The following is a 17466-nucleotide window of genomic DNA, read 5'->3' as shown; positions in this document are numbered from 1 at the left end:
AACCACGAGTCCCGCGAAGCGCCACAGCGAGCGAATCGACTGGGGAGGCTCACACGAGCGCAGCGAGGGTGCGTTCCGAGGGGCTCGCTCCGAGGTAACTGGTGGACGCCAGAGTGCAAGCAGTCCCGGTCCGCTACTCTACGACCGGTCTGGCGAAGGACGGGCCATTTCCACCTCGTATTCGCACTCACGGGCACCCCAGTTTTAGTCGCCGCCGACCCAACGTCACGACGAATGACCACCGACATGGAGTACCGGCGACTCGGTTCGACCGGCACGAAGGTCTCGAGCCTCTGTTTCGGCACGTGGCGCTTCGGCAAGCGATCGAACGGCGTCGTCGAGACCGACCGCTCGGACGCCCACGACCTGCTCGACGCGTTCGCCGACGCGGGCGGGAACTTCGTCGACACCGCGAACGTGTACGGCGACCCGAACGGCACCGCCGAGGAGTACATCGGCGACTGGCTCGCCGGCCGCGACCGGGAGGACTACGTGCTCGCCTCGAAGGTGTACTACGGCTTCGACCCGGACGACCCCAACGGCTCGGGGCTCTCGCGCACCCACGTCCGCCGGCAGATCGAGGGGACGCTCGACCGCCTCGGCACCGACTACCTCGACCTGTACTACATCCATCGCTTCGACGAGGAGACGCCCGTGGAGGAGACGCTGTCGACGCTCACCGGCCTGGTGGAGGACGGGCGCGTGAACTACCTCGGCGGCTCCTCGATGGCGGCCTGGCAGCTGACCAAGCTGCTCTGGAAGGGCGAGGTGAACGACCTCGAACGCTTCACCGTGACCCAGCCGCTGTTCCACGCCGCATACCGGGGCACCGAGGAGTACCTCGACGTCTGCGCCGACCAGGACCTCGCGGTCTGTCCGTACTCCCCGCTCGCAGGCGGCTTCCTCACCGGGAAGTACGAGCGCGCCGAGGACGGCTCGGCGGTCGGGCCGGAGGGCTCCCGGGCCGACCTCGTCGACCACTTCCAGGACTACTACGTCGACGAGCGGAGCTGGCGCGTCCTCGACGCCGTCCGGGAGGTCGCGGACGAACTCGACGCGACGCCCGCGCAGGTCGCGCTCCGCTGGCTGATGGAGCGCCCCGACTACGCCTGCATCCCCATCGTCGGCGCGCGGACGGTCGAGCAACTGGAGGAGAACCTGGGCGCCGTCGCCCTCTCGCTCTCGGACGACCAGCGCGGGCGCATCACCGCCGCGCGGGAGTCCGACGGGGACGAGTAGCTCACCGCCTCCCCGTGGCGCCGTCCCTGGACACCCGAAGGCACTTGCCGCCGCCCCCGCAGGCACCGACTGTGACCGACGACGCCCCGACGGATCGCGACGTGCCGACCGACAACGACGCCCCTCCGGACCCCGACGACGACCGCTCGCAACGGCGGACGGTCCGCGACGGCTACGACGCGCTGGCCGACGATTACGGGAAGTCCCGCGACCCGCCCGAGGCCCCGCTCGTCGGATCGTTCCTCGACTCGCTACCGAGCGGCGGCCGACTCCTCGACGTCGGCTGTGGACAGGGCACCCCCGTACTCGACCGGCTTCCCGCCGGAGTCGACGCCGTAGGGCTGGACTTCTCCGCCGAACAGCTTCGACGCGCCCGTTCCGCGACCGACGCCGCCCTCCTCCGGGCCGACATGACCGCGCTCCCCGTCGCCGAGGGCGCCGTGGACGCAGTGACGGCGCTGCACTCGCTCGTTCACGTCCCGGTCGAGCGCCACCCGGCGGTCATCGCGGACTTCTCGCGGGTGACCCGCCCCGACGGGCGCCTGCTGCTCACCGCGAGCGCGGAGGGCTGGTCGGGCGCGAACGACGACTGGCTCGATGGCGGAACGCGCATGGAGTGGTCGTTCCCGGGCGTCGAACGGACCCGCGAGCACCTCCGGGACGCCGGATTCGAGGTCGTCGGGGAGAAACTGGTCCGTGACGAACTCGCCGAGGAGGAGGGCGCGTGGCTGTTCCTGACGGCCGAGAAACGGGGCGACTAGGAGGGGCGCGGGGCGGACCGTGGTTCAGGCAGTCGCGCCGACGTGCGACCCGACGCCATCGACGATGGCGGCCTCGTCGAACTCGTCGGCCTCCTTGTCGTAGACGACCTCGCCGTCGGCGCGGACCTCGAACACCCCGCCATCGCCGGTGACGAGCGCGACGCGGTCGACTTCCTCGCCGTACTCGTCCAGGATCGCACCCTGGACGTCCTGTGCGCGGTCGAGCATCCCGCAGGGGACGCAGTACTCGATCTCGACTTCCGTCATCGTATCTTACGGTTTGTCGCAGGGGTGACGTAAATCCCGGGGCGAGCGACGCCGTGTTAGTCGGGAGGACGAAGGTAGTGGGCCGGTGACGTCGACCCCGAAAGCTCCCGGGGCTCTCGGCTTCGGAGTCGGCTCGGTCGTCGTGGCGTGGTTCCCGAAAGCCCCCGCGGGGCTCGGGTCGCGCGGCCCCTTTCAGTCCCGCCCACCGCAGCCTCGCCCTCCCCAACCGGCGAGGTCCCTCCCTTCGGTCGCGACCTCGCCCCTCGCGCGATTCGGCCGCCCACGAGGGGCGGCCGCCACGCGCCGTGTGGCTAAGCCGTCTCCGTCGCTCAGGGGGGGGACGACGGGCGGACCTCTCACGACCGCCACGAGTCGAGCGCGTCGAACCCCGGCCGCCACCACAGCAGTGCGACCGTCACCAGGAAGACGGCCGTCGAGGGGCCGTACCCCACCCCGACCGCGGCAGCCAGCAGCGCGCCGCCGCCGCCGAACACGGAGGCCACGACCGTCGCGAGGATGGGGAGCGAACAGGAGACGCACGAGAAGACCCCGAGCAGCCCCGCGACCCCCGCGCCCGACGCCTCGACGAGCGTCCCGTACAGCAGGTACGCGAGCGCGGCGTAGCCTAGCACCTTCGCCGGCATCAGCACCGCGGCGACCGTGCTCCCGCCGTAGACCACCGCCGGTCCCCACCCGGGCGGCAGGAGTGCGACCCCGAGGCCGCTCGGGGTAGTGGGCGTCGGCGGGCCGACGACGCCGCCGAAGACGGCGAGCAGCGCGAGGTAGCCGGCCGCGACGGCCGCGGCGCGGCGGCGGGTCGACGCCGACCCCGCGGGGGGCGAGTACCGGGCGAGGACGAGTAGGGCGACGTTCACCCAGACCAGCCCGTAGAGCGAGAACAGCGGCGAGGTGAGCGTCGCGTTCGTGAGCGCGAAGTAGCCGACGACGAACGCGAGTTCGGCGTTGACGAGGAGCGTCGCCAGCAGGGCGTCCCGGCGGGAGACCTCGACCCGACGGCCGGCGAGCGCGGCGGCCATCTACACCGCCAGCGCGTCCACGACGATGGCGAGCAGCGCGGTGCCGAGATAGAGGTTCGAGGCGTGGAACGCCCGGAACGCCGCGGCCTCCGTCCGCTCGTAGTGGAGGCGGACGATGGCCCAGAGGAACACCGCCCCGACCGCGGCGCCCGAGAGCGCGTACAGCCAGTCCAGCCGCGCGAAGCCGACGAGCGCGGCCCCGACCGCGAGCGTGCCCGCGAAGTACCACACGACGTGTCGACGGGTCGCGGTCTCGCCGCGCACGACCGGCATCATCGGGAAGCCGCCGCGCTCGTAGTCGTCGCGGTACGCCAGCGCGAGGTTGTAGAAGTGCGCGGGCGTCCAGAGGAAGATGAGCGTCGCCAGCGCGATCCCGCCGATCCCGACGGTTCCGGTGACCGCGGCCCAGCCGATGAGCGCCGGGAGCGCCCCCGCCGCGCCGCCGATGACCGTGTTCTGGACGGTGTTGGGCTTCAGGACGAGCGTGTACACGACCGAGTAGAAGACGATGGCCGTCAGCCCCAGGACCGCCGAGAGGAGGTTCACCGAGGCGAACAGCACGACCGAGACGGCCGCGAGCAGCAGGCCGAACGCGACCGCGCTTGGGACCGAGACGAGGTCGACGGCGAGCGGGCGATCGCTCGTGCGCCGCATCCGTCGGTCCACGTCGCGTTCGAGCACGTGGTTGAACGTCCCCGAGGCGCCGATCGAGAGCGCGCCGGCGACGAGCGTCGTGGCGACGACGCGCGGCGAGAGTCCGGTGCCGCCCGCGAGCGCCATCGCCGCGGAGGCGACGAGACAGAGCAGCCACATCAGCCGGGGCTTCGTCAGCCGGAAGTACGCCCCCGCGACGAGTCGGGTCCGACGGAGCGGGGCGTCGCGCCAGGCGGGCGGCGTCGGGCGGACCGCGTCGGCGAGCGGCTCCCCCGCGGACGCCGGACCGTCGGGGACACCGTCGGGCGCGTCGTCCGGGTCGCCCGTCTCGGACTCGAGCCGCCACGCGAGCGCGGCCAGCAGGCCGCCGAAGATGGTGAGCCCGACGACGAGGTGCAGCGCGGAGGCGGCGACGGTGACGCCCGCGACCGTCGCGAGCGGGCCGCCGCCGGCGATGGCGACGTAGGCGCCGAGCGTCGACTGCAGGGGGTAGAGGACGACCGCGAGCAGGAGGGCGGCCGCGACGCGCGTCGAGGGGCGCTCGCGGAGGGCGGCGACGCCGGTGGCGAGCGCGAGCAGGCCGACGAGGAACGCGACCGCGCGGTGGCCGAGCGCGACCCACCCAGCCGTCGATGACGGGAGGGCGAAGCCGTTCCCGCAGGCGGGCCACGCGCCGCAGGCCGACGCGGCGTCGGTGACGGCCGTCGTCGCGCCGACCACCAGCAGGAGGTACACGCCCATCGCCGTCGCGGCGAGCAGGGCGGGGAGCCGCTTCGGGTGCACAGCGGGGGGTATCGGCGCGTGGCATATCAACCCCCCGCTTCCCGGAGCCGCTATCGGGTTCCGTACCCCGGAGGGCCGGCCCCTTCGAGCGCCCGGTTCACACCTCACCGACCCGGGCGGGCGGGGTCGAAATCGAACGAAGACAGCAGGTATTTACGTCGGCTGGACGAATCCCGCGACAACATGAAGGGCACGCGTCTCGGGACCCTCCTGGCCGCGCTCGGCGGCCTCGGGCTATTCGTCGGCACGGCGGCGGCCCAGCCGTCCACGACCGCCGAGCTCATCAACGAGCTGAACGGGAAGCTCCTCTACATCGCGATCCCGATCACCCTGCTGGTCGAGGTCATCCTCATCTACACCGTCCTTCGGTTCAAGGACTCGGACGAGGCGCAGCCGACAAAGGAGAACCGCCGGCTCGAGATCACCTGGACGGTCGCCACGGCGATCATCCTCGTGTTCGTCGGGGTCGCCTCCTACGGCGTGCTCGCCAGCGAGGACGTGACGTTCACCGGCGACGACATCGCCCCGAACGAGGGCGACGTCCACGTCGAGGCGGTCGCCTACCAGTGGAACTGGGACATGAACTACCCCCAGGAGAACGTGAGCGCGCTCACCGCGAACGACGTCGACCATCCGCGGACCCAGGGGATCGAGGGGCCGATACTCCTGGTGCCGGCCGAGCAGGACGTGTACATCACCGTCACGTCCCGGGACGTGATTCACGCGATCCACGTCCCCGAGCTCGGGCTGAAGCAGGACGCGGTCCCGGGCCAGGAGAACACCATCAAGACCCATCCCCTCGAGCCGGGCGTCTACCAGGGCTACTGTGCGGAGTACTGCGGCGTCTCCCACTCCCAGATGTACTTCCAGATGGTCGTCGTTCCCCAGGACGACTACGACGCCATCATGGAGAACCAGTCCGGCGGGTCGAACTCCTCCGAGTAACCGGCTCGGAACGCCGGTCGCCGCTCTCCCGCCGCTCGTCGTCCCCCTCTTCAAGTTCCCGGCCCGCGTAGTCCCGCCCATGCGTGACGAAGCGGAGATCCGCGAGCAGTACGAGTTCCTCGCCGAACAGCTCGACTCCGAGGAGATGCGTCACGAGCGCATCCGACAGATGTTCACCTACTACAAGCGGGCCCTCGGCTGGGTGCTCGAGGAGGAGTACATATAACGCGACCATGATGGCCCGGTAGGTTTAAGTTGTAACCCCCGGTAGCCGCAGGTGACGCTTCGTCTGGAGGGCCGAAGCGTCAGCGGGGACCAATTCGGGGACGCCCGGCCGCCTTTTTTGCGGCCGGCCGTCCCTCGGTTTTCACGACTCCGAGCGGCCGGTCCGTTTCGAACGCGTCGTAGACGACGCGTGGCCGTGCGTGATCTGCTCGCCGTAGCCGGACCCGGCTCGCTGCAGGGGGACCCTACTCGATGCTGAACGCGCCGTCCGCCGTCCGGTCGCCCTCGTCCCACTCGAGTTCGAACTCCACGCTCAGTTCGTCGGTTGCGCCGCCCGTCTCGCGCTCGGCTTTCACCGCGAAGTCGACCTCCGAGGGGACCGCGAGCGTCAGCGAGTCGTCCCCGGCCGTCAGCGTGAGCTCCCCGTCCTCCTCGAGCGCGTCGGCGACCTCCCGCAACAGCGACGCGACCTCGCTCCGATCCCGGCGCCGCTCCAGCTCGAAGATGACTTCCTCGGCCATGGACGCCGATACGGACCGACGGGCCATAAGCAGTCCGCGTGTCGGGACGCGAATGCACCCTATCGGAAAAACATTACATCCACGTTACCTGTTTCGGCGACGGTCAGCGTTCCGGAACCGTGGGTCGCCGGGGCCGTACCGGCGAGAGGCCGATATGTTTATTTCGAACCGACAATAATCTCCGATGAGAACTTACCGATGTACGACCTGACTGGGTTTCAGCGCGACCTGCTGTACACGATCGCCGGACAGGACGAGCCGCACGGGCTGGCCATCAAGGACGAACTGGAGGACTACTACGAGAAGGAGATCCACCACGGGCGGCTCTACCCCAACCTCGACACCCTCGTGGACAAGGGGCTCGTGGAGAAGGGCGAGCGCGACCGGCGGACGAACTTCTACACGCTCACCCGCCGCGGCCGCCGGGAGATCGAGGCGCGCCGGGAGTGGGAGGCCCAGTACGTCGACCTCGACGGGGAGTAGCCGACGGCGACCGGACCGGAGCCGAACTCACTCCTCGTCCGACTCGACGTCGCCGTACACGAACGGTCCTCCCACGGTGAGATAGGAGGGATCGACCGCGTACGGCTTTATCTCGGTGCCCGCGACCAGCTCCGGCAGCACGATCCTGACGAAGTGAACGACGAACACCAAAAGCATCGGCATCAGGAAGATGCCGTACCAGCCGAACAGCAGCGGGCCGAGCGTGTACGCCAGCATCACCGTCCCCACGTGGAGCGAACGTCCGGAGACGTACGGCCGGAGCACCAGGTCCGGGATGGTGTCGACGACCACGAACGAGACGAGCGCGAACGCGAGCACGAACGCGAGCGCCCCCGTCTCGTCGAACGCGACCGCCCGCCCGGCCATGTACAGCGCCACCGGAACGTAGACGAGTTTCATGCCGACGATGGGGATGAGGCTCGCGACGCCCGCGAGCAGGCCGACGAGCGCGGCCGCGGGGATCGCTCCGCCCTCGGGCGCGAAGACGTTGAGCAGCGAGTAGACGATGACGCCGATGGTTCCCGTGATGATCGCGTTCAGGATGTTGCCGAAGAAGATGCTGTTGTAGTCGCGGTCGACCGCCCGGCCGTACGCCTCGAGGACGCCGTCCGAGTCGGCGTACCGCACGACGTACCGGCCGAGGCGGCCGCCGTCCCGCAGGAGGTAGAACGCGAGCGCGAGCATCACGAAGAGGTGGACCAGCGCGGTCCCGAGGAACGCGATCGTGTCCACCGCCTGCCCGAGGGAGTCGAACACGCCCTGGAGCGTCCCGAAGTTGAGATACCGGCTCCAGTCGAGCGCGAGCAGCGCCTCGGGGTTCGACAGGAGTTCGATCAGGTCCTCGTCGACCCCGGGGACGTCGGTCGGGTCGAACACGCCGTTCCCGACGAGCGCCGAGACCTCCGAGGCGACGATGAGCAGCGCGTAGGTCATCAGGAGCAGCGCCGGGAGCGCGAGCGCGAAGATGGCGACCCCCGCGGCGACGCTCGGCTGGGGGATCCGACGCCGGAGGCGCTGGTACACCGGCCGCGTGGCGTAGTAGATGAAGACGCCGAAGACGATCGTCCCGACGAACGAGTAGACGACGTAGAGGACGGCCGCCCCGAGAGCCGCGCCGACCGCCCACCAGGCCGCGCGGCCGCGGTCGACCTCCGAGAGGGACATACAGTCTCCCCTCACGGAACCGGCAAAAGGGTGTCGCGCGCGGCGACGCCGTCGGCCCGCCCGCCGCCGATCGCGGGCAGGGAGAGATTTAAGGAGCACTATTGAGTACTACATAGCCATCGTGGTACCCCTGCAGTCGGACGCGCTCGCCGGCTCGCTCGCACAGCCGGTCGCCCGGCTCGTCCTCGCGGCCGCCCTCGGGCTGTTCCTGGGGCTCGAACGCGAGTGGTCGCAGAAGACCGCCGGCATCCGGACGTTCTCGCTGACGAGCCTCGTCGCCGCGGTGTTCACCCTGCTCGCCATGCGGGTCGACGTCGGCGAGGCGCTGCTGGCCGTCGGCGGCGTGCTCGTCATCGTGCAGGGGGTGTTGCTCGCGGTCCGGGGGCTCCGGAGCGACTCCGGGACCGAGTCGCTCTCGCTCACGACCTCCGTGTCGCTCATGGTCGCGTACGGCGTGGGTGCGCTCGTCGCCGCGGGCTACGTCCTCGAGGGGGTCACCGTGGCGTTCGTCTCCTCGGCGCTGCTGGTGTTGAAGCGGGAGCTCCACTCGTTCGCGGGCGACCTCTCGAAGGAGGAACTTCGCTCGATGATCGAGTTCGCCATCCTCGCGTTCGTCGTCTACCCGGTGCTCCCGGCGGGCCAGCAGACCGTCTACGGCATCGGGTTCGAGCCGCGCGTGGCGTGGCTGATGGTCGTGACCGTCGCCGGCATCGGCATGGCGAACTACGTGCTCGTCCGGACGTACGGCGGGCGGGGAATCGCAGTCACCGGATTCCTCGGCGGACTGGCGTCCTCGACGGCCGTCGTCGGCACGATGCTGGACTACGTGAAGGGCCGCGAGGAGGACGGCGTCTCCTACGCGGTAGCGGCCGTGCTCCTCGCCAACGCGGCCATGGCGGTGCGGAACCTCGCCATCGCCGTCGCGTTCACGGTGGGCCACGACGGGCCGGTGCTGACCGGCGTGTTCGTCCCGCTCGGGGTCCTCGTGCTGGGGAGCTTCATCGTCGCGGGCGTGACCGCCGACTGGAACCAGCACGTCGACGTCGACATCGAGTCGCCGTTCTCGCTGCGGAACGCGCTCGCGTTCGGCGTCGTCTTCCTGCTCATCCTCGCGGCGAGTTCGGTCGCCCAGACCGAGTTCGGAACGGCGGGGCTGTACGTCACCGCGCTCGTCTCCGGGCTGGTCTCCTCGGCGGGCGCGACGACCTCCGCGGTCCTGCTCTACCGCGCCGGCACCATCGGCGAGAACACCGCGGTCGTCGCGGTGCTGCTCGCGACCGCCGCCAGCATCGTCGTCAAGGCGGGGCTCGCCGCTGCCGGCCCGCGGGGGTTCACCCGGCGAGTCGCCGGGTGGAGCGCCGCGCTCCTCGTGGTCGCCGCCGGCGCGACGGTCCTGATGGCCGTGGCGTGAGCCCCGCCGGTCTGCACGGGTAAACCGGCACCCACCCCGTTCGACGGCCGGCGCGGGCGGCAAACGGTGACGCTACGAAAACGATTACCACGGGTTTATTTTCGGCCCTGCCTTCCGCCCGACATGGACCGCGACAGCGTCGAACCGAGCGTCACGACGATGCCGGGGGAGCGGGCCCGGGAGTGGGCCGAGTACCACCGTGACGCCGCGGCGACCACCACCTACGTCTACGACTTCGTCTGGGACATCACCGCCGAGGCGGAGGGACCGTTCGTCACCGACGTGGACGGCAACGTCCTGCTGGATTTCACCTCCCACGTCGCCGCCGCGCCGCTGGGGTACAACAACCCCAAGATACTGGACCGCATGGCGGAGTTCGACCTCGTCGACCCGACGAAGATCGCCGGGCAGGACTTCTACGTCTCCGACGGCAGCGACCCCGGCGAGTCGACCATCCCCGGCCCCGCGGACCTGATGCACGAGCTCACGGAGCTCACGGGCCACTACGGGATGGACACCGTCTTCCTCTCGAACTCAGGGGCCGAGGCCGTCGAGAACGCCATCAAGATCTGCTACGACCGCTCCGAGGGGGGAAAGTACGGGATCACCTTCCAGGGGGCGTTCCACGGCCGGACGCTCGGCGCGCTCTCGCTGAACCGCTCGAAGTCGGTGTACCGCAGGGAGTTCCCCGAGATCTCGGGGATCCACGACGTCCCGTTCTGTGACGAGGCCGGCGACGACCCCGCCTCGTGCACCTGCGGCTTCTTCCTCGACGGCGGCGAGACGTCCGTCCTGCGCGAGAAACTCCACCCGAAACGCGGCCACGTCGACGCCGGGGAGGTCTCCTATCTCGTCGTGGAGCCGATCCAGGGGGAGGGGGGCTACCGCTTCCCCTCCGAGGCGTTCCTGCGGGAGGTCGCGGACGTCTGCGAGGAGTACGACGTCCCGCTGATCGCCGACGAAATCCAGTCGGGGGTCGGCCGCACGGGGGAGTGGTGGGCCTCCGACCACTACCCGATCGAACCCGACGTCATCACGGCCGCGAAGGGGGCCCGCGTCGGCGCGACCATCGGGCGCGGTGAGCTGTTCCCGGACGAGCGGTCCCGGCTCTCCTCGACGTGGGGCGCCGGCGACGTCGTCTCGTCGATGCAGGGGGTGTTCACCCTGGAGGCCATCGAGGAGTACGACCTGCTCGCGAACGCGACCGCCCGCGGCGAGCAGTTCCAGGAGACCGTCCGCGACGCGGACCCCGACGGCGTGGTCGACGTGCGCGGGAAGGGGCTGATGCTCGGCGTCGAGTTCGAGTCGACCGAACGCCGCGACGATGTCCAGCACGAGGCGCTCACCTCGGGGCTGTTGACCCTCGCCTGCGGCACCACGGTCCTCCGAATCCTCCCGCCGCTCGACGTGACCGAACGGGAGATCGACATCGGCGCGAACATGCTGCTCGACGCGATCGAGGAAGCGGCGTAGGAACGAAGCGAATCGAACCCGCTCTCCGCGACGACTACCGAGCGACCGACTGCGGGGTCACTAGCAGTACCACCGCGAGCGAGGGAGGCGGGGCGAAGCCCCGCCGACCGAGACGAGCGGCTTTTTGGCATGAACGGGTTTTGCGGGGGTCTGGCCGTAGCGCGGCGGCGGAGCCGACGCGCGAGGACATGCCCCCGCAAAAGAGGTTCGTTCCTACATCTGATACCGCCGCTCGTCGTCGCGCTGCGGGTACCGGTCGCGGCCGGTCATCTCGTCGTAGGTCATCCCGGCGAGGTACTCGTCGTAGGTGACGTCGAACTCCCGTCGGAGGTTGAAGTCCAGATCGCCGGTGTCGACGGTCGTGCGGAACAGCGCGTGGACCCCCCGTCGGACCAGTTCGTCGCGGTCCGCGCCGAACGCGGCCGCCAGCAGCGCGAGCTCGTTGCGGCTCTCCCTGTCCAGTTCCACCGTCGTCTCCTCGTCGAGGTCGGCGTACGCGTCGCCGACCGCGTCCTCGAGTTCGTCGAGTCCCATGTCGCCCACGGAGGGCGGTCCGTCGGATACCAGTTGCGTTACGGACCCCGCACCACCGCGGCCGTCACCGCGCCGGTCAGTACGATGGCGGCCAGCACCGCCCACGGCCCGAAGGAGGACCCGGCCGCGAGCGCGATCGGTACCGCGACGACCCCCGCACCGACGCCGAGCGAGACTGCTGAGCCGGACACGGACGGGGAAAGCCGAGCGACGCTTGTAAGCCTTCCGTGCCGGCGCAGTACCGTGTTTTTCTCCGACAGGACGTGGCGGGAAACCGGGCGTGGAACCGGAGGTGCGAGCGGCCCCGGGACGCCGGCCGTGAACCCGCGGTCGCCCTCCACCGGCCCGTGGCCACTCCCGCCCGCCAGCCGCGACCAACCGGGAGCCATAAACGCCCGCCCGCCCGAGCCCCGACGATGACCGACCGGCTCCCGGAACTGCCCGCCGACGCCGACCCCGATGCGGTCCGGCGGGCGCTGGTGTCGTGGTACGAGGCCGACCATCGCGAGTTCCCGTGGCGCCGCACCGAGGACCCCTACCGCATCCTCGTCTCGGAGGTGATGAGCCAGCAGACGCAGCTCTCGCGGGTCGAGGGGGCGTACGCCGACTTCCTCGACAGGTGGCCCGACGTGGACGCCCTCGCGGCGGCCGACCGCGGCGACGTCGTCGCGTTCTGGTCGGACCACTCGCTCGGCTACAACAACCGCGCGAAGTACCTCCACGAGGCGGCCGGCCAGGTCGTGGAGGAGTACGACGGGACGTTCCCCGAGTCGCCGGGGGAACTGCAGGAACTGATGGGCGTCGGCCCGTACACGGCGAACGCGGTGGCGTCGTTCGCGTTCAACGACGGCGACGCCGTGGTGGACACGAACGTCAAGCGCGTGCTGCACCGCGCGTTCGGGGTCCCCGACGACGACGCGGCGTTCGAAGGGGCCGCCGCGTTTCTCATGCCGGAGGGCGACTCGCGCGTCTGGAACAACGCCGTCATGGAACTGGGCGGGGTCGCCTGCGGAGGGACTCCCCGCTGTGACGAGTCCGGCTGTCCCTGGCGCCGGTGGTGTCACGCGTACGAGACGGGCGACTTCACCGCCCCCGACGTCCCCGAACAGCCGAGTTTCGAGGGCTCCAGGCGCCAGTTCCGCGGGCGCGTCGTCCGCACCCTGGGGGAGTTCGACGAACTGACGCTGGACGAACTCGGCCCCCGGGTCAGGGTCGACTACGGCGGGGACGCCGGCGAGGAGTGGCTCCGGGGGCTGGTCGAGGACCTGGCCGACGACGGCCTCGTCGAACCCACCGAGCGCGACGGGGACGTGTTCGTCCGCCTCCGCCGGTAGCCGCCCGCCGCCGTGGACTGGTCGACCGGCGCGAGCGCCGGCGACGAAACCCCGGACGTCGTTCATGAATAGTGATACATACCGACGGATCCCCTCGGAATCGATCTGTCAGCCGCCACCGAGAGAGGGCGTCACACCCTCGCAGTGAAGCAAAAACTGTTTATCCGGGTCGGCCTGCGGAGGTGATATGCCTACCTGCCAGAACTGTGAGTCGTTCGTCACGGAACGCTACGTGAAGGTGTTCGAACCGGAGGGCATCACCAGTCCGCGGGCGTGTCCCCACTGCGAGGACCTCGTACGACGGGGCAAGACGGTCCGTCCGAAGAAGAACTGACGCCGCGGACGGGGCGCCCCCGTGGCGTCGGACCACAACTGCTTTGCCTCTCGGATTGACACTCTCGGCGTATGTCCGGCCCCGACGCGTCCGCCCTCCGCGGCCTGCACCGGCTTCTCGAACACTACACGCCCGACGGGACGGTCGGGCGACTGCTGCTCGGGCTCACGGCGCTCGTCGGGGGACCACTGCTACTGTTCGGCGGCATCGCGGCCCTCTCCGCACCGACGTCGTTTCTGGCGTTCCTGATCGGAGTCCTCATGATCGTCACGGGCGTTCCGCTGGCGGTCGTCGGAATCGTCTGCCTCTGGCCGGTCTACCTCTCGCTCATCGGCAACGTGGAGTCGCCCGAGGCGTACCCGGACGGGTCCCGGATCGTCTCCCGGCCGACGAACGTCGGCGACGACGTCGGGAACGACGCGGAGGCGACGCTGAAACGGCGCTACGCCGAGGGGGACATCTCCCGCGAGGAGTTCGAGGAGCAACTGGACGCGCTGCTCGACGCCGACGAGCGGGGGCGTGACCGGACCCGCCGCGGCGCGGTCGCCGGGGGCGAACGCGAGACCGAGTCGGCGCGGTAGCCCCCGCGGGCGGTCCCGGGCGCCGGCCCCGGACCCGTTCAGCGGCCGACGCCTACGCCTCCCCGTACACGGGCACGGCGGCCCCGCTCGTCGGCGTCGCCGCGTCCGAACAGAGGAACAGCATCACGCGGGCCACCTCGGCCGGCTTCACCCACTCGTCGCTGTACTCCATCATCTCGCGGTTCATCGGCGTGTCGAGCACGGAGGGCATGACGCAGTTCGCCCGAACCGTCCCGAGGTTCTCCTCGGCGACCGACTCGGTGAGGATGCGCACGCCGGCCTTGCTCGCCCGGTAGAGCGCGTCGCCCTCGCCGCCCTCCAGCCCCGACCGCGCCGAGACGGCGACCATCGAACCCTCCGTCTCCCGCAGGTGCGGCAGGGCGTGTTTCGTCGCGAGGAACGCCGTCTTCAGGTTCACGTCGAAGAGCAGGTCGAACTGGTCGGCGTCCGTCTCGTGGACCGGGTTCCCGCCGCGCCAGGTGCCGGCGATGTTGAGCAGGCAGTCGAGGCGCCCGTGCTCGTCGACCACCTGCCCGACGGCAGCCTCCACCTCCGCCTCGTCGGTGAGGTCCGCCCGGTGGAAGGCGATGTTCTCCCCGGGGTCGAGCTGGCTGTCCTCGTCGTCGACGTCGACGACGTCGCAAGCGACGACGTCCGCGCCCGCGTCGGCGAACGCCTCCGCGACCGCGCTCCCGAGCGCCCCGCACCCGCCCGTGACGAGCGCGACGCGGTCCGTGAAGTCGAACTCGGCGTGCATGGCACGGGGTTCGGCCCCGCGCATCACAAAGGTACCGTCGGGTCGGCGCGGTCCCGACGAACGCACGCCGGAGCGAGCACGGTCCGGCGGTTCCTGGGCGAGTTACGGCTCGATCACCAGCTTCCCGAGGAAGCTGTCCTCCATCACCGCGCGCTGGGCCTCGCCGGCCTCCTCGAGGTCGTAGCTCCGCGCGACCTCGATCGTCAGATCGCCCTCGCCCCACAGCGTCGCGAGGTCGGCGAGCGGGTCGGCGAGCCGCGGCGTGTTGAACATCGACATGAACGTGAACCGGAGGTCCTTCGAGCGGACGGCCGACGACCGCTCGAAGCCGGTCGCCGGGTCGTTCTCGCCGATGCCGACCACGCGGCCGCCGTGGGCCGCGACGTCCGCGTCGAACTGGAGGTAGTCGTCGAGCCGGTGGTCGAGCGTCACGTCGACGCCCTCGCCGCCGGCCGCGTCCGTCACCGCGTCGGCGAGGTCCTCGCGCGCGTAGTCCAGCGCCACGTCCGCGCCGAGTTCCCGGAGTCGGTCGTGGTACTCCGGCGAGGCGGTCGTGACGACCCGCGCGCCGGCGGCGGCGGCGACCTGGACGGCGGCGTGGCCGACGCCGCCCGACCCGCCGTGGACGAGCGCGGTCTCGGCCGGCCGGAGGCCGCCGTGGTCGACCAGCGCGCGCCAGGCGGTGACCGCGGCGACGCCGGCGGCCCCCGCTGCTCGGAGGTCCGCGTCGTCGGGGAGGACGGCGAGGCGGTCCGTCGGGACGGCGACGTACTCGGCGTAGCTTCCCGGCATCGTGTTACCCAGCCCCGTCGCGTACGCGAGGTCGCCCTCGGCGACGCCCTCGACGGCGTCCCCGACGGCGACCACCTCCCCCGCCGCGTCGACGCCAGTGACGGCCGGGAGGTCGTAGGGCGTGTACGACCCCTCGCGGAAGTACGTGTCGACGGGGTTCACACCCGCCGCCGCGACCGCGAGGAGCACCTCGTCGGGACCGGGATCCCGCCCGTCGATCTCGTCCACCCGCAGGACGTCGGGTCCGCCGTGTTCGTGGAATCGAACCGCGCGCATGGGGGCCGTACCGGGGGAACGCGCATAAAACCGTGCTGCGGGGCGAGCGGGACCGGACGAGCGAGATCGGACGAGCGGGATCGAACGAACTGGACCGCGATCCACGGGCTTGCCCGCCGACCGCCGGACGATCCACGGGTCGGACCGACGGACTGATTTCGGATGCGCGAGATGACGGGGACATGTCCCTCCAACGGGTCGGGTTCACGACGTTCGCCGTCGGGCTGTTCGTCGGGACCGTCCTGCTCGTGCTCGGGCCGGGCGGCTCCGGGACGCTCGTGTCCTGTCCGGGCCCGCGGCTGCTTTCCGGGTTCGCCATCGAGGGCGCCCAGGCGTGGCCGCCGCGCGTGTACTACACGGACGGGTGCGACGGCAGGGCGCTCGACCCCTCCTTCGCCGTGGCGTTCCTCGTCGCCCTGCTCGGCCTGCTCGTCGCGGCCGCGGGCCAGGTCGCCGACTCCGTCGGCGGGGAGTGACGATCCGGCCGGCGTCAGTACGTGCTCTTCCGGTAGAGGCTCCGCGCGGCCCGGAAGGCGGGCCAGCCGAGCCGCGAGAACCCCTTCTGCCACTGGCCGGTCGGGACGGCCTCGCCGCCGTACCCCTCCTTGTGCCTGAACACGCCGTCGCTGTAGTCGGCGCCGGTCCCGCCGAAGTCGTAGTAGCGGTACCCCTGCTCCTGGCCCCACCGGATCGCGTGGGCGTGGAGGAGTTGCGAGGGGTTGTCCGCGAAGCACTCCTCGTCGCCGATCGCGGCGAAGTAGTAGTGTAGCGTCGACTGCTCCTCGTCGAGGAGGTAGAGGTACCGGCCGACCTCCCGGCCGTCGACGAGGACGGTGAACACCTTCACGCGGTCGGCCAACAGGTCGGCGAGTCCCGCGAAGAAGGCGAACGGGAAGGCGACCCCGCCGGCGCGCTCGACGTTGTTCACGTACGCGGCGTACGTCTCCTCGAGCGACCCCGCGTCGATCGGTTCGTCGCGGTACTCGACGTCGCGGTCGCGCATGCTGCGCAGCCGTCGGCGGTGGTCGGCGTCCATCCCGGCCCGGATCTCCTCCCACGGCCGCTCGAGGTCGATCCGGAAGCGGCAGTTGACCCCGACCGGCCGGTAGCCGTTCTTCGCGAACGTCTTGCCGTACCGCACGTACCCGAGGTCGTTCGTCCGCACGCGGTGGAACAGCGTCCGGATCCCGCGGAGGTCTTCCAGGGCGTCGAACGCCAGTTCGAGGCAGGCGTCCTCGTCCCCGACGATCACGGGACCGCCGTAGCCGGGGGCCACCGAGACGAGTTCCCGGACCGGCAACGACCTCGCGGCCTCGTGCCAGCCGGGGACGTGTATCGAGTCGTAGAAGTTCGGGAAGACGGCGACCGGGTTGGTTTCCTTCTCGACGACGACGTGGCGCGGTTCACACTCCAGGGCGGTCTCGACGAGTCGTAACCACTCGTGGCGGTGAAAGAGGCTCCCGAGGTCCGACTGGGTCACCAGGTTGTTCCACTGGTTCGGATTGACGTCTTCGATGCTGTCGAGAATGGATACCGTGAGCTCAGTCATATCTTCCGTCTCCTGATCCGGAGGGTGCTGGCGGTGGTCGATCGGCGTCCTCACCGTCGTATGCGCCGTGTGAGGTGGCGGTATCGCGGCGGGAGCCGTCCGGCCGTGACGGCGTCCCGCGAACCACTCGTCCGACTCGACCACGATGCTCCCCGGAGTGGATGGGCCGAGGGTTGCACTCGGAGCCCGACCCTGGTTGGGCCGTATGTTACGAGTTACACCACCCATCCCGTACGAGCTACGTTTCGGGGAGCCGACGTTGTATTATCGGGACTAACCCGCTCGTTCGGCGGGTTAGTTCGTACATAGCGGGCTCTCGACCGCG

The 17466-nt window shown here is 70.5% G+C and carries 21 protein-coding genes; 11 read left to right on the top strand and 10 right to left on the bottom strand.

Features of this window, described 5'->3' with window-relative positions; translation table 11 throughout:
- Positions 1 to 246 precede the first annotated feature (246 nt).
- Together HUG12_RS07575 and HUG12_RS07570 are read left to right on the top strand one after the other, a co-directional pair.
- A complete protein-coding gene (locus tag HUG12_RS07575) occupies positions 247 to 1239 on the top strand; it encodes an aldo/keto reductase (protein WP_179270604.1) in 993 nt (330 codons plus the stop codon).
- 71 nt (positions 1240 to 1310) lie between these two features.
- Positions 1311 to 2000 carry a class I SAM-dependent methyltransferase gene (locus tag HUG12_RS07570; RefSeq protein ID WP_246308157.1) on the top strand — a complete coding sequence of 230 codons (690 nt, stop codon included), beginning with the start codon at positions 1311 to 1313 and terminating at the stop codon, positions 1998 to 2000.
- Between the two features lie 24 nt (positions 2001 to 2024).
- Here the strand turns inward: HUG12_RS07570 and HUG12_RS07565 are convergent, their stop codons facing one another.
- The 3 genes from HUG12_RS07565 to HUG12_RS07555 form a co-directional block, all read right to left on the bottom strand.
- Positions 2025 to 2267, bottom strand: a complete 243-nt coding sequence (locus tag HUG12_RS07565; protein WP_179268176.1) for a SelT/SelW/SelH family protein — start codon at positions 2265 to 2267, stop codon at positions 2025 to 2027.
- A 356-nt stretch (positions 2268 to 2623) separates the two neighbouring features.
- Complete coding sequence (locus HUG12_RS07560; protein ID WP_179268175.1) at positions 2624 to 3304, bottom strand: DUF7546 family protein; 681 nt, start codon at positions 3302 to 3304, stop codon at positions 2624 to 2626.
- A complete protein-coding gene (locus tag HUG12_RS07555; protein WP_179270602.1) occupies positions 3305 to 4699 on the bottom strand; it encodes a heme o synthase in 1395 nt (464 codons plus the stop codon).
- Positions 4700 to 4924: 225 nt separating this feature from the next.
- Between HUG12_RS07555 and coxB the strand changes: the two genes are divergently transcribed.
- Both coxB and HUG12_RS07545 read left to right on the top strand, forming a co-directional pair.
- Entirely contained in the window at positions 4925 to 5686 is a 762-nt protein-coding gene (gene coxB / locus HUG12_RS07550; protein WP_179268174.1) for a cytochrome c oxidase subunit II, read from the top strand.
- A gap of 79 nt (positions 5687 to 5765) precedes the next feature.
- Positions 5766 to 5912 (top strand): hypothetical protein, encoded by a 147-nt coding sequence (locus tag HUG12_RS07545; RefSeq protein WP_179268173.1) that lies wholly within the window; start codon positions 5766 to 5768, stop codon positions 5910 to 5912.
- Between the two features lie 244 nt (positions 5913 to 6156).
- Here HUG12_RS07545 and HUG12_RS07540 read toward each other — a convergent pair whose 3' ends face one another.
- Positions 6157 to 6432, bottom strand: coding sequence for an amphi-Trp domain-containing protein (locus HUG12_RS07540; protein WP_179268172.1), 276 nt, complete (start codon positions 6430 to 6432; stop codon positions 6157 to 6159).
- Positions 6433 to 6630: 198 nt separating this feature from the next.
- Between HUG12_RS07540 and HUG12_RS07535 the strand changes: the two genes are divergently transcribed.
- Positions 6631 to 6915: a PadR family transcriptional regulator gene (locus HUG12_RS07535; protein WP_179268171.1), complete on the top strand. Its 285-nt coding sequence runs from the start codon at positions 6631 to 6633 to the stop codon at positions 6913 to 6915.
- Between the two features lie 27 nt (positions 6916 to 6942).
- Here the strand turns inward: HUG12_RS07535 and HUG12_RS07530 are convergent, their stop codons facing one another.
- Positions 6943 to 8100 carry an AI-2E family transporter gene (locus HUG12_RS07530; protein ID WP_179268170.1) on the bottom strand — a complete coding sequence of 386 codons (1158 nt, stop codon included), beginning with the start codon at positions 8098 to 8100 and terminating at the stop codon, positions 6943 to 6945.
- Positions 8101 to 8221: 121 nt separating this feature from the next.
- Between HUG12_RS07530 and HUG12_RS07525 the strand changes: the two genes are divergently transcribed.
- Complete coding sequence (locus HUG12_RS07525; protein ID WP_179268169.1) at positions 8222 to 9511, top strand: MgtC/SapB family protein; 1290 nt, start codon at positions 8222 to 8224, stop codon at positions 9509 to 9511.
- A gap of 123 nt (positions 9512 to 9634) precedes the next feature.
- Positions 9635 to 10984, top strand: coding sequence for an aminotransferase class III-fold pyridoxal phosphate-dependent enzyme (locus HUG12_RS07520; RefSeq protein WP_179268168.1), 1350 nt, complete (start codon positions 9635 to 9637; stop codon positions 10982 to 10984).
- Between the two features lie 213 nt (positions 10985 to 11197).
- On the opposite strand, the gene HUG12_RS07515 is transcribed toward HUG12_RS07520, so the two are convergent.
- Both HUG12_RS07515 and HUG12_RS07510 read right to left on the bottom strand, forming a co-directional pair.
- Positions 11198 to 11518: a hypothetical protein gene (locus HUG12_RS07515; RefSeq protein WP_179268167.1), complete on the bottom strand. Its 321-nt coding sequence runs from the start codon at positions 11516 to 11518 to the stop codon at positions 11198 to 11200.
- 38 nt (positions 11519 to 11556) lie between these two features.
- Positions 11557 to 11709 carry a hypothetical protein gene (locus HUG12_RS07510; RefSeq protein WP_179268166.1) on the bottom strand — a complete coding sequence of 51 codons (153 nt, stop codon included), beginning with the start codon at positions 11707 to 11709 and terminating at the stop codon, positions 11557 to 11559.
- 225 nt (positions 11710 to 11934) lie between these two features.
- Here HUG12_RS07510 and HUG12_RS07505 point away from each other — a divergent pair, with 225 nt between their 5' ends.
- From HUG12_RS07505 to HUG12_RS07495, 3 genes are all read left to right on the top strand, one after another.
- A complete protein-coding gene (locus HUG12_RS07505) occupies positions 11935 to 12852 on the top strand; it encodes an HhH-GPD family protein (RefSeq protein WP_179268165.1) in 918 nt (305 codons plus the stop codon).
- A gap of 187 nt (positions 12853 to 13039) precedes the next feature.
- Positions 13040 to 13186, top strand: a complete 147-nt coding sequence (locus tag HUG12_RS07500) for a DUF7563 family protein (protein ID WP_179268164.1) — start codon at positions 13040 to 13042, stop codon at positions 13184 to 13186.
- Positions 13187 to 13257: 71 nt separating this feature from the next.
- A complete protein-coding gene (locus HUG12_RS07495) occupies positions 13258 to 13767 on the top strand; it encodes an SHOCT domain-containing protein (protein WP_179268163.1) in 510 nt (169 codons plus the stop codon).
- Positions 13768 to 13819: 52 nt separating this feature from the next.
- On the opposite strand, the gene HUG12_RS07490 is transcribed toward HUG12_RS07495, so the two are convergent.
- Entirely contained in the window at positions 13820 to 14524 is a 705-nt protein-coding gene (locus HUG12_RS07490) for an SDR family oxidoreductase (protein WP_179268162.1), read from the bottom strand.
- Between the two features lie 102 nt (positions 14525 to 14626).
- The gene (locus HUG12_RS07485) at positions 14627 to 15592 is read right to left on the bottom strand and encodes a zinc-binding dehydrogenase (protein ID WP_179268161.1); all 966 of its coding nucleotides are present in this window, start codon (positions 15590 to 15592) and stop codon (positions 14627 to 14629) included.
- 182 nt (positions 15593 to 15774) lie between these two features.
- Here HUG12_RS07485 and HUG12_RS07480 point away from each other — a divergent pair, with 182 nt between their 5' ends.
- Positions 15775 to 16068 carry a hypothetical protein gene (locus HUG12_RS07480; RefSeq protein ID WP_179268160.1) on the top strand — a complete coding sequence of 98 codons (294 nt, stop codon included), beginning with the start codon at positions 15775 to 15777 and terminating at the stop codon, positions 16066 to 16068.
- 14 nt (positions 16069 to 16082) lie between these two features.
- Here the strand turns inward: HUG12_RS07480 and HUG12_RS07475 are convergent, their stop codons facing one another.
- Entirely contained in the window at positions 16083 to 17141 is a 1059-nt protein-coding gene (locus HUG12_RS07475) for a GNAT family N-acetyltransferase (RefSeq protein ID WP_179268159.1), read from the bottom strand.
- Between the last annotated feature and the right edge of the window lie 325 nt (positions 17142 to 17466).

The organism is Halorarum salinum, assembly GCF_013402875.1.
Classification (GTDB): Archaea; Halobacteriota; Halobacteria; order Halobacteriales; family Haloferacaceae; genus Halorarum; species Halorarum salinum.
The sequence above is the reverse complement of the archived record's forward strand: the minus strand, read 5'-3'. Positions and strand labels throughout refer to the sequence as shown.